This window comes from Rhodopseudomonas sp. BR0C11 (assembly GCF_010820945.1).
In the GTDB taxonomy this organism is placed as follows: Bacteria; Pseudomonadota; Alphaproteobacteria; order Rhizobiales; family Xanthobacteraceae; genus Rhodopseudomonas; species Rhodopseudomonas palustris_H.
On the sequence record NZ_QTKI01000005.1, the window covers coordinates 1 to 15414 of the forward strand.

Here is a 15414-nt window from a genome sequence, read left to right on the forward strand (position 1 = left end):
CCGCCCGCCGCTGCCCCCGCCGCCCGGCGTCATTCCTCAGCGCGCTGAGTAGGCATCGTTTGGTCGAACCGCTTCTGGAACGAGAGCGGTCAGACTCGACGAGGCTCCGCCTCCGGCAAATGAAAAGAGCGCCCTCCGCGGAGAGCGCTCTTTGCAAGCTTGAGAATCTCTGACCGTCCGATTTCAGGAAGTGAGCGCTACTTCGCCGGCGCCATCGCGCCGCCCTTCGGGGCCGGGGCCGGCGGAGCCTTGGCCTTGCCGGCCGTTCCAGGCGCAGCCACCGGCGGCTTGCCGGCTTGGGCTGCCTGCATGGCTGCCTGCTCTGGCATGAACTTGGTGACGATCTCCGGATCGAGCTGGGAGATCGCGGTGTCGGGCAGCCGGAACCAATCTTCGTCCTTGCCGAGCGCCGGCGTCATCAGATAGCCGCGCAGCGTCAGGGTCTGACCATCGGGGCTGACCGTCAGCATCGCCTTCCACACGTCGCCGTTGCGCGGATCGAGGATGTTGCCGTTCTCATAGACACGGCCCTTCCGCTTCATGTCGCGGATCAGCGAGATGCCGAGGATGGGCTGGTTCTTGCGATCGTCCTCACACTCTTCGCAGATCGTCAGGTTGGGCTGTCCGGCCTGCGGAAAGCTCTTGGCGACGACCCCCTCATACATGTTGTTGCCGCGATCGAGCATCAGCACCCAGACCACCGGCTTGCCGCCGGGCTTGCCGGTGTCAGTGCGTTGCCAGAGGCCGGCGGCGGTCGGTTCCGCGGCAACCGACGGGGCGGCCGCGGATAGCAACAGCGCGAAAGCCGCGACAGCGGCCTGCGCGACTAATCGGATCGGTCGATGTGTAGTCGGTCGATGTGTGATCATAGCAACACCTGAAACACCGCGATGGGACGACAATATGGCGGATCGATCCGGCAATCCAGTGAGCAGAGCGCGGCGGTTCGCGATCGATTCTATGACACAGCGATGTCAGCCGGCGGCGTAGCAGGTCGCTGAGCGGGAACCCGTAGTGTCGCCAAGGCCGCGCCGAGGCAGATCGCAACCGGCAGCCAGAACAGGATATAGAGATAGTTGAGATCGCTCGGAATGATCTCGTAGTCGACAGCGCTCGCTGCCAGGCAGGATGCGAGTAGCGCCAGCGCGGTCACTTCGCCGGACTTGCGAAATGCCCGCCATCCGCTCGCCGCAGCGGCCAGGACCACTGCCGCCAACGCCAGCGCCGCGATAACACCGCCGCGGACCGCCGCGCACATGAAGATATTGTGGCCGTTCATCACCTCTATGCCATTCGGCAGGATGACCCTGGTGTCGAACGCAAGTCCATAGCCGAGCCACGGCTTCAATGTGACCATGTGCAGATACACCGGCCACAGCTCGAACCGCAGACTGTCCTTCCGCTGCACCAATTCACCGGCAAGCGGCGTCAGCAGGGCAGCGACCGCCGCGATCGCCAGCAACCCCGCAACCGCCACCGCGATCCGCCAATTGGCTGCGAGCAGCACCGCCACTCCGATGCCACCCAGCGCGGCCATCAGCGAACCTCGACTGCCCGACAGCAGCACCGCTGCGAGAAGCACCAGCGCAGAAACAAACAGCAACACAAATTGCCAGGATCGCAGACGGCGGGTTGCCATCATCGCCACCGCGCCGACACACGGCATCGCGTACATCAGGCCGACGACGTTGGAATTGTAGTACAGGCTGAGCCCCTTGGTGCCCTGCAACCGCACCGTCAGCATCTCCGTCACCGACCAATGGCTAAACGTGCCGACGTCGCGGATCGCGGCCAGCGCAGCCACGGGCGCAAGCCACAGGAACAGCAGGCGAAGAAAATCGCCATCGCGGCTAGCGAGATGAGCCACGATGGTGATGAACACCAGCACCGCTGCGACGTAACGGATGTTCTTCCACAGCAGCGATCCTGATACGCCATCACCGAACAACGACGTGGCGATGATGACGCCGAGGAAAGCAGCCGAGGCGAGAAAAACACCGGATTTGATGATCGGCGTCAGATTGCGCAGCGGCAGGGCGGTGATCAGCAGGGTCGGAAGCACCAAGAACCACAAGATGGTGCGGGCCAGCCAGATGTTGTGCATCACATACATTAGGCACATCACCAGCACGAATAACCGCTCGGGCGCTTTCACCGCCAATAGCCAGGCACGGCTCCGGTCAAACACCGAATGGGACGGTGACGAATGGGCGACAACTGACACCATAAGACCTCTATCTGGGGTGGGCGGTGGACCCCGTCGCGGCCAGGCCGCGTAGCACGTCGGCGAGTCGCTTTCCCGATTGGGCCCAGGTCACTGGACGATAACGGGCGCGGATCGCGGCTTCGTGGTGGGCAAGTTGCTCAGGCGCCGCGATCAGGTCAAGGACGGCGGCTCGCCAAGCAGCGAAATCAAGCGGATCAAGGTGACGCGCAAGGCCTGCGCCGGCTTCCGGCAGTGACGAGGCATCGGAGGCCAGGCAGTATTTGCCGAAGGCGAGGCTTTCAGATACCGGCAACCCCCACCCCTCATAGAACGACGGGTACAGCGTGAACAGGCAGTGCTGATACAGCCACGCCAGCTCATCGTCGCCGGCGCGCGGCAGATGCAGGATCGAGCTGGCAGTCACCGGATCATTGGCGATCTGCCACAACAGATCACTGCTGCCGAACCCCGGCTGACCAACGATCACCAGCGTCGGCAGGTCGGGCGTGTTCTGCTCGGTGAGCCTGTGCCAGAGGTGGTATAATAGATCAAAATTCTTGCGCGATTGAATGGTCGAGACGCTGATGACGAAGCGCGCGGCCTGCGTATCGGTCAGCGCTTCGGGTCGCCGCGCCGTCTGCGGTGCAGGAATGTCAGCGCCGAGATGCACGATTTCGACAGCGCCGCGCATCCCACCGTGGCGTTGAGCGTAGCCGAGAATATCGCGTTTGGTCGCCTCCGAGATCGAGACGATCAAGTCGGCTTCCTTGATCAGGAACTGCGCGTAGGCGTCGAACTTGGTGACGAAATCGCCGCCGGCGAAGAACTGCGGCGCGACGGCTGGGATGAAGTCCTGGCACAGCGCCGCCACTTTGGTGCCGCGCTCGCGGCGCATCCGGGCAACCGTGGCAAAGTCGACCCGCGACCAGTTCTCACCAGCGAGAAAAAGCACCTCGCCGAGGCCGTCCCCTCCAAGTTTCGGCAGCGCCTCAGCCTGGCTGGTCTTGCGGAGCAGCGACGCCGTCGCGCCGCGGACTGCGGTCTTGACGGTGCGTTCAACGGACTTGCCGATCGGCTTGAGGACGGCGGCGATCCCGCTCGCCTGCTTCGACTTGGCCTTGCCGGCGACCGGCTTGCCGCTCAGGTCGGGCGGAGTCGCGACAGCAACGTAGTCGTTACGGAGCGGGTCGTAGCGGCAGAACCGCAGCGCTGGAGCCATCTCGGCCGACAATGCGCGGATGTAACTTTGTTCAACCCGGAGGGTGCCGTTCATCTGGCCGGAGCGCGCCCGCGCACTGGTCGAGACGTCCATCCACAGCCAGGGCTGATCGTGCCGGTCGGCGGTCTGATCCAAGGTGCTGTCCGTCTTTTCCGAGATCGGCCCCTCGGCCGCTGACCGGCGGGTCTAGCGGGTCCGGCTTTGCAGCGTCAATGCCGGCCGCTTGCATTGCCAGCCCGCCCGCAGTCTAAGTTCCTCGCCGCCCGCCTTCCAGGGCGGAACAGCAATGAGGGATGGCGTGCCGCCGGAGCAGCCCAAAGTCTCGGTGATCATGCCGGTGCGCGACGGCGAACGCTGGGTCACCGAGGCGATCCACAGCGTTCAAAATCAGACTTTCCGCGATTTCGAGCTGTTGGTGATCGACGATGGCTCCGCCGATGCGACCCCCACAATTCTGGCTGACGCGGCTGCAGCCGACCCGCGCATTGCCGTGCTCACCCAGCACCGCGATGGTCTGGTGGCTGGCCTCAATCGCGGATTGTACGCGGCACGCGCCCCCTTGATCGCCAGGCTGGACGCCGACGACATCGCTCTGCCTGAGCGGCTGGCCCGGCAGGTGGATTATATGGCAGCCCACCCCGATGTCGTGCTGCTCGGCGGCTGGGCCACCATCATCGACGAGAACGGCCACCCGAAGGGACGCGAGATGCGCCCGAACCCGAACGATCTACGGGCGACGCTGATGAAGAAGAGCCCGTTCATCCATCCGACTGTCATGTTCCGCGCCGAAGCGGCGCGCCGAGTCGGCGGCTACCACGCCGCCTTCGAGGCCGGCGAGGATTACGATTTCTGGCTCCGACTCGCTGATATCGGCGAGCTCGCGATCCTTCCGGAACTCCTGATCCGCTACCGCGAACACGGCGGAAGCGTCACCCGCACGCGACAGCTGCGCCAGATCTACTCCGCCCGCCTCGCCAAGCTCGCCGCCGCCGCACGCCAAGCCGGGCAGCCCGACCCCTCGGCCGCGCTCGCCGCACCGCCAGAGTGGTATGATGCAAGCCCCGGCCCGTTCGAGCGCGACAGTTCGCGGCTGTTCCGAATGCTGGAGCTCGCCGACCCGGCCGCCGCAGCCCGCATCCCCCGTTCGGCGATTGATCTGGACGCGATCGCCTCGCAGCTTCGCACCCTGACGGCCGGCGAGCGCAAATTCGCGCAGGCGGCAGTGCTCAATCTGTTGCGCCTACCCCACGATGCGCCGGGAATCTCGCGCTTGAAACTATACTGGTTGCTGCTCAGGCTCGCCCCCTTAAGGGCAGCCAAGCTGCTAATCGCAAAGTAAGTCGCAGCGTCTTCGGTCACATCAGACTATTTCGCTGCAGGCTGCACAAAACGCTTGGCGAGCGCGTGGTAGATTCCTTCCTCGGCGATCAGCCGTGAGGTCGCGTAGGCGATCAGGGCGGCGGCCATCAGAGGGATCACCATCGCGTGGTTGTCGGTCATCTCGATCACGATGACGAAGGCTGTGATCGGCGCCTGCACAACGCCGGAGAAATAAGCCACCATTCCGAGCAGCATGATCGCCGCAATTGGCGTTGCCGGAAACAACGTCGCGACGTTGCTGCCAAGCCCGGCGCCGACGGCGAGCGAGGGCGAGAAGATGCCGCCAGGCAACCCGCTGACGGAGGACAGCGTCGTCGCAAAGAGTTTCAGCACGCCGAAATCCTCAGGCAGCGCCGTGCCGCTCTCCAGCGCCGTCTTCACCTGGCTGTAGCCGGTGCCGTAGATCGTATCGCCGGAGACGAAACCGCAGACCGCAACAGCCAGGCCGCAGAGCAGCGCCACGATCAACGGACGGCGATTGAACGCCGTGCTGGCGCCGGCTGCCACAACACATCGGATGAACAGGCCGCCGGCCGCTCCGCCGACGATGCCGCACGCGGGAATGGCCAGCCAATCGATGCCGCCGCGCAGTCCCATCGCGCTGGTGCCGAAATACGTGTAGTTGCCGAGCAGAGCGATCGACGTCAGGCCAGCCGCCACCACCGCCGCAATAATCAGCGTGCTCGATCGCGTTTCGAACGAGCGGCTCATTTCTTCGATGCCGAAGATGATGCCCGCCAGCGGCGTGTTAAATGCCGCGGCGACGCCGGCCGAGGCGCCGGCCAGGATCAGCCCGGGCTGGCGGCGCGGCGAGAAGCGGCCGAGCGCGAACATGATCGAGGCACCGATCTGCACGGTTGGCCCCTCGCGGCCCACCGAAGCACCGACCAGAAGGCCGAACAGCGTCAGCAGGAATTTGCCGATTGCGATCCGCAGCGACACCAGCTTGGCCCGCGCGGTCTGGTCGGTGAGACGGCGCGCCGCGATCGCCTGCGGAATGCCGCTGCCCTGCGCATTCTGGAAAAAACGGTTGGTCAGATACACCGACAGCAGAAAGCCGAGCGGCGTCACCACAAACGGCAGGTAACGCGAGTGGCCGAGCAGGTCGGCAAAGACAAGCTGCGCCCAATCGGCAAGCTGCGCCAACACTGCCGCCGCGGCGCCGACCACGACGCCACCGAGCAGAAAGATCGCCCGCCGCCGCGATCGCGTGGATGCGATGATCAGGATACGCTTGTGGCGATGGGACAGAGCGAACTTCATTGCCGGGATCAGCAGCTCGGAAAGACTTGAACGAGAAGTCTTTCTTGACGCCCATCGCTCAGGCAAGTCCAGCGCACCCCGGCGTCACTTTGACGTGACCTACGCGGGATAGCCTCAAAACAAAAGAGCGCGCCCACCGGGCGCGCTCTTCAAGGATCAAATAAGTCGGCGTTCTTAGTTCACGCCCAGCTTCTTCTGCAGATTGGTGGACGAGGTGGTGTACTGGAACACCACGCGCTTGTCCGGATAGACGTACTTGACGGCCTTCTGCGCCATCAGCGCCCCCTCATGGAAGCCCGAGAGGATCAGCTTCAGCTTGCCCGGATAGGTGTTGATGTCGCCGATCGCGAAGATACCTGGGACGTTGGTTTCGAACGTGCCGGTATCGACCGGGATCAGGTTGTTCTCCAGATCCAGGCCCCAATTTGCAACCGGGCCGAGCTTCATTGTCAGGCCGAAGAACGGCAGCATCGCGTCGCACTTGATCTGCGACACGGTGTTGTCGTTCAGCTTCACGGTCGCGCCGGTGAGTTGGCCGTTGTCGCCCTGCAGCTCGGTGATCTGGCCGATCCTGAGATCGAGCTTACCGCTGGCGACGAGCTGACGCATCTGCTCCACCGAATGCGGCGCGCCGCGGAAGTCATCGCGGCGATGTACCAGCGTCATGCTCTTGGCGATCGGGTTGAGGTTCAGCGTCCAGTCGAGCGCGGAGTCACCACCGCCGACGATCAGGATATCCTTGCCGCGGAAGTCTTCCATCTTGCGCACGGCGTAGTGCACCGAAGTGCCCTCATAAGCTTCGACGCCCGGCACGGGCGGACGCTTCGGCAGGAATGAGCCGCCGCCGGCCGCGACCACCAGCACGGTGCATTCGAACACCTTTCCGGCGTTAGTGGTGACGCGGAACCCGGGGTCTCCGATCTTCTCGACGTTTTCGACCATCTCGCTGAGATGGAAGGTCGGGTTGAACGGCTTGATCTGCTCCATCAGCGCTTCGGTGAGGCCGTGGCCGGTCACCATCGGAATGCCGGGAATGTCGTAGATCGGCTTCTCCGGATAGAGCTCGGCACACTGGCCGCCGACCTTGTCGAGAATGTCGACGAGATGCGCTTTGACGTCCAGCAGGCCCAGCTCGAACACGGCGAACAGTCCGCACGGACCCGCGCCAACAATCAGCACATCGGTTTTGATCGTTTCGGTCATCTTTGTTTTCTTTGTCAGTTGAAGATGTTCGGACGCGGGCGGTCCGGTCGCGGCCTGTCTAACCAAGGCCGGCAGGGGAGAAAAGACATAAATGGATATTGGTATCTTGTTCTAGCGCAAGTTTTGCGTTCAATGGTTCTAAAAAGCCCGGAGAATGGCCCTTGACCGCACGATCTCGTGACCACGCGCTGCCGCAGCTCGCTGATTTCCCCTTCCGTCTCGCTGACAACGTCCGCTTCGCCGACCTCGACCCAAATAACCACGTCAACAACGCGGTTTACGCCAGTTATTTCGAGACCGGCCGGGTCACGCTGATGAAGGATCCGAACGCCGGACTGATCCCGCCGGGACTATCTTGGGTGCTGGTGCGGCTGGATATTCACTTTCGCAGCGAACTGCACTGGCCGGGCAAGATCGAGCTCGGGCTCGGCTTGGTGAAGCTCGGGCGCACGTCGACGCATTTCGATCAGGTGGTGTTTTCCGAGGGCGTCTGCGTCGCCTCGGCGCGCGCCGTAACCGTGCTGGTCGACGAGAGCAGCCGCAAGCCGACGCCGCTAACCGAACAGATCATCACCAATCTCGGGCCGTGGTGGCGCCGCGGCATCGAACACGATTGATATCAGCTGCGCTGCTGCTGAGCTTTGAATCGGCCGAGACGAATGGCGGCTGCGCGCGCCCAACGAACCGGACAGCCGCCGCGCTGAGCGCGGCAGGCTTAGTTCTGAGAAACAAACTCATACGAGAGACTGTCGCGCAGCAGACCGCGCGACACGCCTCCGATAGCAATAGCGGAAATCAGGCTTGGCGTTCGGGCGTGGTGACGATCAGCCCGTCGAGTTCGTTCGAGACCTTGATCTGGCACGACAGCCGCGAGTTAGGGCGCACGTCGTAGCCGAAGTCGAGCATGTCTTCTTCCATCGGCGACGGGCCGCCGACCTTCTCGCGCCAGGCTTCGTCGACATAGACGTGGCAGGTCGCGCAGGCGCAGGCGCCGCCGCATTCTGCCTCAACGCCAGGGATGGCATTGCGGATCGCCGCTTCCATCACCGTCGCGCCTTCTTCGACTTCGACAGTGCGGGTTTCACCGGTGTGATCAACGAAGTTAATCTTGGCCATGATTGCTCGTCGGACGCTTTGCTCGTTTTATGAATTATGGGCTGACGCGCCAGTCCTATAGCGTCTCGGCCGACGTTCCGCCAGCCGTTACGCCTTTCAAAAGCCAGGACGAGTCGGGTTGAAGCGGTCGTCGATCGCGGCCCGGGCATGATCGACCGCAGCTTCCAATACGGCGAGCGGTTCCGCCGCATCCTCGCCCCGGCGCAAGGCGTCCTCGAGGCTCGCGGCGGCTTCCGCCACGGCGAACGCCCCGATCGCGCGGGCCGAGCCCTTCAACGTATGCGCGAGCGCGGCGGCGTCGGCCGGCCAGGAGGCGAGCAGCGCCATCAGGCTCGCCGCCTGCGCGGTGAACAGCAGCAGCACTTCGCGCTCGAGCGCGGCGTCGCCTAGCGTCATCTTATAAAGATGCGCGTCATCGATCGGCTCGAAGTCCGGAACCAGCGGCGGCGATGGCATCCATTCGATCCGTTCGACCTGTATCGGCACGTTCACCTCGGCACAGAATTGCGGTTTTCCACATCTCGGCAATCCAGGCCGAGAAGCGAACCACGAGTCTAGTTAACGCATCCTTGCAGGTGCAGCCGCACCGTTTTGGCACAACGTCGCCGAGTTGCCGCGATGATGTCGCTAAAATGCCACCGTTACCGCTCGGGCCGGTAGGATTTTTACGTCCTCCGAAGGGCTTAGCCGGGTATGCCGTTAACGATGATTAAGAAAGTCTTAATCCAAACCATTTCATTCGCGCGATCCAGCCAATAGGATGTTTCAGGAAGTGGCGGACAAAAGCGCGGTGGGAATGGGGTTCAACTTCGCCGTGCTGGGGGAGCACCGAGGGGCCTTTCTGCGGTCTCCACTGAACCGACGTCCCCGGATGCGTAACAAGGGCGTAAATCAAGATGGCGAACAATCCTAAGAAGATCAAAGATCCGACCGAAGTCGCGCTGTCGGCGATTCAGGAAGCCCTGAATATCCCCGATGCGCCTCCGGCCGGTGACGATCAGGCCGCCGGGCCAAAGGAAAGTGTGCCAAATTCGGACAACCCCGAGCCCAGCTTCTCCGAGCTGACGGAGCTGGCCGGGGAGCCGCGGATCACGCCGCCGACGCCGAGCTTCGAGCCGGCCGCCGAGCGCAGCTTCGCCAGCCGCCCCGCCAACGACGACCGCGAAACCATCGGCCAGCTGCTGCAGTCGCTGCAGAAGGGTCGCACCACCCGTAACGTCTATACGCTCGCCACCATTTTCGCCGGCGTCTGGGTGTTCGGCGGCATCATTCTGACCGTCAGCTTCCTGCCCGCCCTGCAGGCGCTGGTCGGCCAGGGCAGCGGCGGAACGCTGGCGCTCGCCGGCCTCGCCGCGCTGTTCTTCGCCCCGGTGATGCTGTTCTACTTCCTCGCCAGCCTCGCGTGGCGCGGCCAGGAACTGCGGATGATCGCGCAGTCGATGGCGCAGGTCGCGATCCGCTTTTCCGAACCTGAAATCGCCGCCAGCGACTCGGTGGTAACCGTCGGTCAGGCGATCCGCCGCGAGGTCGCCGCGATGGGCGACGGCGTCGAGCGTGCGATTGCGCGCGCCAGCGAACTGGAAGCGCTGGTCGCCAACGAAGTGTCGGCGCTTGAGCGCGCCTATTCGGACAACGAAGTCCGCATTCGCGCGCTGCTGCAGGACATCGCGCATCAGCGCGACAATTTGGTCGGTCAGGCCGAGCAGGTTCGCAGCGCCATTTCCGGCGTGCAGATCGACCTCCGCCACGACATCGCGCTGATCTCCGACGCAATCGCCAGCCGCGTCGACGAAGTCGCCAAGAGCATCACCAGCGCGCTGGAAGAGCGCGGCGCCCACATCACTAGCGCCCTCAGCCACGCCGGCGACAACATGATTCTGGCGCTCGGTGAGCGCGGCGGCGAACTGCTCGACCGCCTCGAAGAAGCCAGCGCCGAGACCACCCGCGCGGTGCTCGACGCCAGCGAGCGGCTGACCACCAGCCTGAACTTCAAGACCGGCCACGTGCACGCCGAGTTCGTCGAACTCGCCGATCGCGTCCACGACATGATGAACGAGCGGCTCGACCGCATCACCACCGATTTCGAGCAGCGCTCCTCGACCATCATCGACGGCATTTCCGAGCGCACCGAGCAGGTGCAGGATTCGCTGAAGAACTCCGGCGACTCGCTGCTGCTCGAACTCGAGCTGCGCAGCACCGATCTGGTCAACAAGATCGACGACGCCGGCCATCGCCTCGCCGATCAGATCCTGACCAGCGGCGACAAGGCGAGCGAAGCGCTCGACGTAACCGTCAACACGCTGGTCGCCAAGGTGGTGAGCCAGACCGAAGCGACCCACGACACGCTCAGCATCCAAATGAGCGCGTTCGACGACCTGGTGAAGCAGCAGGGCACCGAGCTCGCCGAGAAGTTCGCGCGCGACAGCGGCACGCTCGGCGCACTGATCACCCGCCACATCTCCGAATTCGACCGTACTGTGAAGACGTTCGGCGGCGAGATCGTCGAGCGGATGGGCCAGCGTACCCAGGACATCAACGAGACCCTGAAGACCTACGTCGACAATTTCGATCAGCGCGTCGCGAGCAGCTCCGGCGAAATCACCGCGCGGCTGGACGACCGTCTGCATCAGTTCGAAAGCCTGTTCGACACCCGCGTCGGCAGCCTCGACGGCACGATCGACAACCGCCTCAAGTCACTCGACGACACCGTCGGCAATCACCTCAACTCGCTCGAACGCATCCTCGATACCCGGACCGAAGCCGTCACCGGCAACATCGACGGCCGCATCGAGAAGCTCGCCTCTACGCTGTCGACCGGCGCCGCCAACGCGGTGGAAGCGATCGACTCGCGGATCGTGCAGCTCAGCACCACGCTGTCGACCGGCACCTCGAGCGCGGCGGACATCATCGACGGCCGCATCGCGACGCTGACCACGACGCTCTCGACCGGCGCAGCGAACGCCGTCGAAGTGATCGACGACCGCATCACCACGCTTACCACCACGCTGTCGACCGGGACCGTGCAGGCGATCGAAGCGATCGACTCCCGGCTCACCCACCTTACCCACTCGCTCACCGACGGCACCGCCCAGGCGATCGACGCGATCGACCGCCGCATCGGCGCGGTCACCGAGACCATCGACAGCCGCACCGCCAATCTCAGCACCACCGTCAGCGCACGCTTCCAGGAGATCCACGACGGCCTGGAGAACCGCGTCACTGCGGTGATCAACGACGTCGACCTCCGCGTGTCGCAGTTCGAAGACCTGCTCGGCTCGCGCATCGAAGCGGTCGCCGGCCGGTTCGAGAGCAGCGGCCGCGAGGCCAGCGAGATGCTGATGGCGCGTGCCGAAGAGCTGTCGCAGGGCATCAAGACCAACGTCGCCGACGCCGAACGCACCCTCACCCATCTGGTGGTCAGCACCAGCGACACCATCCGCAGCAGCACCCAGTCGGCACGCGACTCGATGCTGTCGGTGTCGAACGATGTCGGCGCTCAGCTTCAGGTCACCTCGGCGGAGATCGAACGCGCCCTCACCACGGTCGGCACCACCGCGGCCGCCACCGTCGTGTCGAGCGCCACCGAAGCCCAGGCCAAGCTGACCATGGTGTCGAGTGAAGCCGCGATGCAGTTCCGCTCGCTGTCGGACGACATCGAACGCACGCTGTCGGCTGCCGGCACCGCCACCGTCGCTACCGTGCTGGCCGGCGCCCGCGAGGCCCAGACCACGCTGGTCGCGACCTCCACCGACGTCACCACTCAGGTGAAGTCGCTGGCGTCCGACATCGAGCGCACCCTCAGCGAAGTCGGCGGCCATGCGGCTGCGTCGCTGCTCGGCAGCGCGCGCGAAGCGCAGAGCACGCTGACCTCGACCTCGACCGAAGTCGCCACCCAGGTGAAGTCGCTCGCCTCGGAGATCGAGCGCAGCCTGACCGAAGCCGGCGGCAGCACCGCCGCGTCGGTCCTGAGCAGCGCTCGCGAGGCCCAGACCGCCCTCACCACCACCTCGGCCGACGTCGCCAATCAGGTGAAGTCGCTCGCCGTCGACATCGAACGCACCCTCACCGGTGCCGGCGATACTACCTCGGCCTCGGTGCTGGCGAGCGCCCGCGAGGCTCACGCCACGCTGGTGTCGGCTTCGTCCGAAGTCACCGGCCAGATCCGCTCGCTGTCGACCGACATCGAACGCACGCTGTATGCGGCCGGCAACGCCACCGCCGAAGCCGTGCTCAGCGGCGCCCGGTCGGCGCAGTCCACCCTGGTGTCGGCCTCGGAAGAAGCCTCCGACAAGGTCAAATCGCTCAGCGACGACATCCAGCGCACGCTGGTCGCGGCGTCGTCGGAAGCGGCCAACCAGGTCACGACCCTCACCGCCGACGTCGAACGCCGGCTGTCCGCTTCGGGCGCCAACACCATCGAGACCATCGTGGCCGGTGCGCGTGAAGCGCAGAACACCCTGGTGGCGACCTCGACCGAAGCCGCCAACCAGGTGAAATCGCTGGCCAGCGACATCGAGCGCACGCTGACCGCCGCTGGCAGCGCAACCGCCGGCACGCTGCTGGCCAGTGCGCGCGAAGTCCAGACCACCCTGGTGTCGACTTCGACCGAGTCGGCCGATCAGGTCCGCTCGATCGCCGCCGATGTCGAGCGCACGCTGGTGGCTGCCGGCCGCAGCACCGCCGACTCGATCGTGGCGAGTGCCCGTGAGGCCCAGACCTCGCTGGCCACCGCGTCGGGCGAAGCCGCCAACCACGTCAAGTCGCTGGCGATCGATGTCGAGCGCACGCTGACCAGCGTCGGTGCCGCGACCGCCTCGACCATCCTCGACAGCGCCCGCCAGGTGCAGTCAACGCTGACCACCAGCTCGGTCGATGCCGCCAGCCAGATCAAGGCGCTCTCTGCCGAGATCGAGCAGACGCTGTCGGCTGTGACCGCCAACACCACCGACCACATCCAGGTCAGTGCCTCGGCGGCCCAGGCCACCTTGGTGGCGATGTCCAACGAGGTCAGCGCCAAGATCAAGTCGACCTCGGCCGACGTCGAGCGTTCGGTGTTCGCCGCCAGCGGCAGCTTCGGCTCGACCATCACCGCCAAGAGCGAGGAGATCGTCGGCTACGTGCAGCAGCAGGCCGAACGGCTGTCGCTGATCATCGACGGCAAGCGCGGCGTGCTGGTCGAAGCCATCGCCGGCAAGACCAGCCAGCTCACCACCGAAATCGATCGCGTCACCAGCGATGCGCTGAACGCCATCGAGTCGCGCGGCAAGACCTTCTCGAACTCGATCCTGACCAACGGCACCGAGGTCGCCCGCTCGATCACCGGCGCCGGCGATCTGGCCACCAACGCGATCAACAAGTCGCTCAAGGATCTCGACCTCGCGTCGCGGTCGGCGATCGAACAGTCGCGCCAGGTCTCGATCACCGCGGTCACCGAGATGCAGGAGACCAGCAAGATCCTGCGCACCGACACCGTGGCGCTGTTCGAGCGGCTGCGTGAAGGCAACATCCTGCTGCAGGAAGTGCTCACCGGCGCCCACGAGAACCTCAACTCGCTGGAGCGCGCGCTGGTCACCCGCGTCGCCGACTTCGTCACCACGATGAACGAGGTCAACGCCCGCAGCGGTGCCGCCACGCAGACGCTGGAAGATCAGCTCACCGGCTTCCACACCAAGACCGCCCGGGCGCTGGAAGATCTCGGCGCGCTGTCGGCGCAGTTCGAAGCTCACGGCCACGCTTTGGCCGAGGCTGCCGACCTGCTCGAGCACAGCAACCGCCAGGCCTCGACCTCGGTCAGCGATCGCAAGGAAGCACTGGAATCGCTGGTCACGACCCTCGATCTGCGCACCGCCGATCTCGACCAGCGGCTCGGCCGGTTCACCAGCCTGCTGGATGAATCGCTCGCCGCCGCCGAGGAGCGCGCCCGCGACGTCGCGCGGATCGTCGCCGAAACCGCCGGTGCCGGCTCCGCCAGCATCACGCAGCAGTTCGAAGCGGTGCGCAGCGCCGCCGAGCAGGAGCGCCGTCTCACCGTCGAGGCGATGCATCAGGTCTATAAGCAGGGTACCCAGGAAGCCGACGCGCTGTTCAAGCAATCGGCCGATCGCTTCACCTCGATCGTCCAGGGCATCAAGCAGATGGCCGCCGAGATGCAGCACGAGCTCGAATCCACCCGCGAGGAGCTGCGCCGCGGCGTGCTCGAAATCCCGCAGGAGGCCGCCGAGAGCACCGCGCAGATGCGCAAGGTGATCGTCGACCAGATCGAAGCGCTCGCCGAGCTCAACCGCATCGTCGCCCGCCACGGCCGCGGTATGGACGTGGTGACGCCGACCCGCGCCGCCACCGTGACCGCCCGCGAGGAAGAGCCGGTGCTGGCCGCCGCCAACGTTGGACGTGCCGAAACGGTCGCCGCCCGCCCTGCCCCGCGCAGCCGGGAATCCAGCGCCGCGACGCTGCCGCCGCCGGACCTCGGCATGCCGGTCGGCCCGCGCCGCACCGAAGCGCCGCCGGTCGCGCCGAGCAACGCCGACCAGGGCCGTGACGGCTGGCTGTCGGAGCTGCTCAACCGCGCCGACACCAGCGCCGAGCGTGAACCGCCGCGCGGCCGCGCCGCCCAGCAGGCTCAGGCTGCGATGAGCGGCAATCCGCTGGAGTCGCTGTCGCTCGACATCGGCCGGCTGATGGACCGCAACCTCGCGCTGGAGATGTGGGAGCGCTACCAGCGCGGTGAGGCGAAGTCCTTCACCAAGCGGCTCTACACTCCGGCCGGCCAGAAGGCGTTCGACGAAGTCGCTCGCAAATATCGCAGCGAGCGCAGCTTCAAGCAGACGGTCGACCGCTACATCGCCGAGTTCGAGCGCCTGCTCGACGAGGTCGCCCGCGACGACAACGCCCCGCAGGCTCTGCGCGGTCATCTCTCGTCCGAGACCGGCCTGGTCTACACCCTGCTGGCGCACGCGGCGGGACGGCTCGGGTAACACAGCACTCTGCCCGGTCCGGGCAGCAGCTTAAGTAATCGATCCAAAGCGGG

Annotated in this window: 10 protein-coding genes; 3 read left to right on the top strand and 7 right to left on the bottom strand. The window is 65.2% G+C overall.

Annotated elements, in window-relative coordinates:
- Positions 1-197 precede the first annotated feature (197 nt).
- The 3 genes from DYI24_RS01380 to DYI24_RS01390 form a co-directional block, all read right to left on the bottom strand.
- On the bottom strand, positions 198-869 hold the full coding sequence (locus tag DYI24_RS01380; RefSeq protein WP_164570976.1) for a DUF2147 domain-containing protein: 672 nt from the start codon (positions 867-869) through the stop codon (positions 198-200).
- 89 nt (positions 870-958) lie between these two features.
- Positions 959-2155, bottom strand: a complete 1197-nt coding sequence (locus DYI24_RS01385; protein WP_349627723.1) for an O-antigen ligase family protein — start codon at positions 2153-2155, stop codon at positions 959-961.
- Positions 2156-2234: 79 nt separating this feature from the next.
- Positions 2235-3560, bottom strand: a complete 1326-nt coding sequence (locus DYI24_RS01390) for a glycosyltransferase family 4 protein (protein WP_164570978.1) — start codon at positions 3558-3560, stop codon at positions 2235-2237.
- A gap of 163 nt (positions 3561-3723) precedes the next feature.
- On the opposite strand from DYI24_RS01390, the gene DYI24_RS01395 reads away from it, so the two are divergent.
- Complete coding sequence (locus tag DYI24_RS01395; protein ID WP_349627724.1) at positions 3724-4764, top strand: glycosyltransferase family 2 protein; 1041 nt, start codon at positions 3724-3726, stop codon at positions 4762-4764.
- Between the two features lie 26 nt (positions 4765-4790).
- Here DYI24_RS01395 and DYI24_RS01400 read toward each other — a convergent pair whose 3' ends face one another.
- The gene (locus DYI24_RS01400) at positions 4791-6068 is read right to left on the bottom strand and encodes a chloride channel protein (protein WP_164570980.1); all 1278 of its coding nucleotides are present in this window, start codon (positions 6066-6068) and stop codon (positions 4791-4793) included.
- Positions 6069-6242: 174 nt separating this feature from the next.
- A complete protein-coding gene (locus DYI24_RS01405) occupies positions 6243-7271 on the bottom strand; it encodes an NAD(P)/FAD-dependent oxidoreductase (RefSeq protein WP_164570981.1) in 1029 nt (342 codons plus the stop codon).
- Between the two features lie 161 nt (positions 7272-7432).
- Between DYI24_RS01405 and DYI24_RS01410 the strand changes: the two genes are divergently transcribed.
- On the top strand, positions 7433-7888 hold the full coding sequence (locus tag DYI24_RS01410) for an acyl-CoA thioesterase (RefSeq protein ID WP_107356641.1): 456 nt from the start codon (positions 7433-7435) through the stop codon (positions 7886-7888).
- A 178-nt stretch (positions 7889-8066) separates the two neighbouring features.
- Here DYI24_RS01410 and DYI24_RS01415 read toward each other — a convergent pair whose 3' ends face one another.
- The gene (locus DYI24_RS01415; RefSeq protein ID WP_011159492.1) at positions 8067-8387 is read right to left on the bottom strand and encodes a 2Fe-2S iron-sulfur cluster-binding protein; all 321 of its coding nucleotides are present in this window, start codon (positions 8385-8387) and stop codon (positions 8067-8069) included.
- 96 nt (positions 8388-8483) lie between these two features.
- Positions 8484-8843: an Hpt domain-containing protein gene (locus DYI24_RS01420; RefSeq protein WP_164570998.1), complete on the bottom strand. Its 360-nt coding sequence runs from the start codon at positions 8841-8843 to the stop codon at positions 8484-8486.
- A 440-nt stretch (positions 8844-9283) separates the two neighbouring features.
- Between DYI24_RS01420 and DYI24_RS01425 the strand changes: the two genes are divergently transcribed.
- Positions 9284-15361: an apolipoprotein A-IV repeat region-like domain-containing protein gene (locus tag DYI24_RS01425; RefSeq protein ID WP_164570982.1), complete on the top strand. Its 6078-nt coding sequence runs from the start codon at positions 9284-9286 to the stop codon at positions 15359-15361.
- The last annotated feature ends 53 nt before the right edge of the window (positions 15362-15414 follow it).

Excerpts from the sequence above, each read along its gene's own strand:
- DYI24_RS01380 (WP_164570976.1), bottom strand. The coding sequence starts at position 869 with ATGATCACACATCGACCGACTACACATCGACCGATCCGATTAGTCGCG.
- DYI24_RS01400 (WP_164570980.1), bottom strand. The coding sequence starts at position 6,068 with ATGAAGTTCGCTCTGTCCCATCGCCACAAGCGTATCCTGATCATCGCA.
- DYI24_RS01405 (WP_164570981.1), bottom strand. The coding sequence starts at position 7,271 with ATGACCGAAACGATCAAAACCGATGTGCTGATTGTTGGCGCGGGTCCG.
- DYI24_RS01415 (WP_011159492.1), bottom strand. The coding sequence starts at position 8,387 with ATGGCCAAGATTAACTTCGTTGATCACACCGGTGAAACCCGCACTGTC.
- DYI24_RS01420 (WP_164570998.1), bottom strand. The coding sequence starts at position 8,843 with ATGCCATCGCCGCCGCTGGTTCCGGACTTCGAGCCGATCGATGACGCG.
- DYI24_RS01425 (WP_164570982.1), top strand. The coding sequence starts at position 9,284 with ATGGCGAACAATCCTAAGAAGATCAAAGATCCGACCGAAGTCGCGCTG.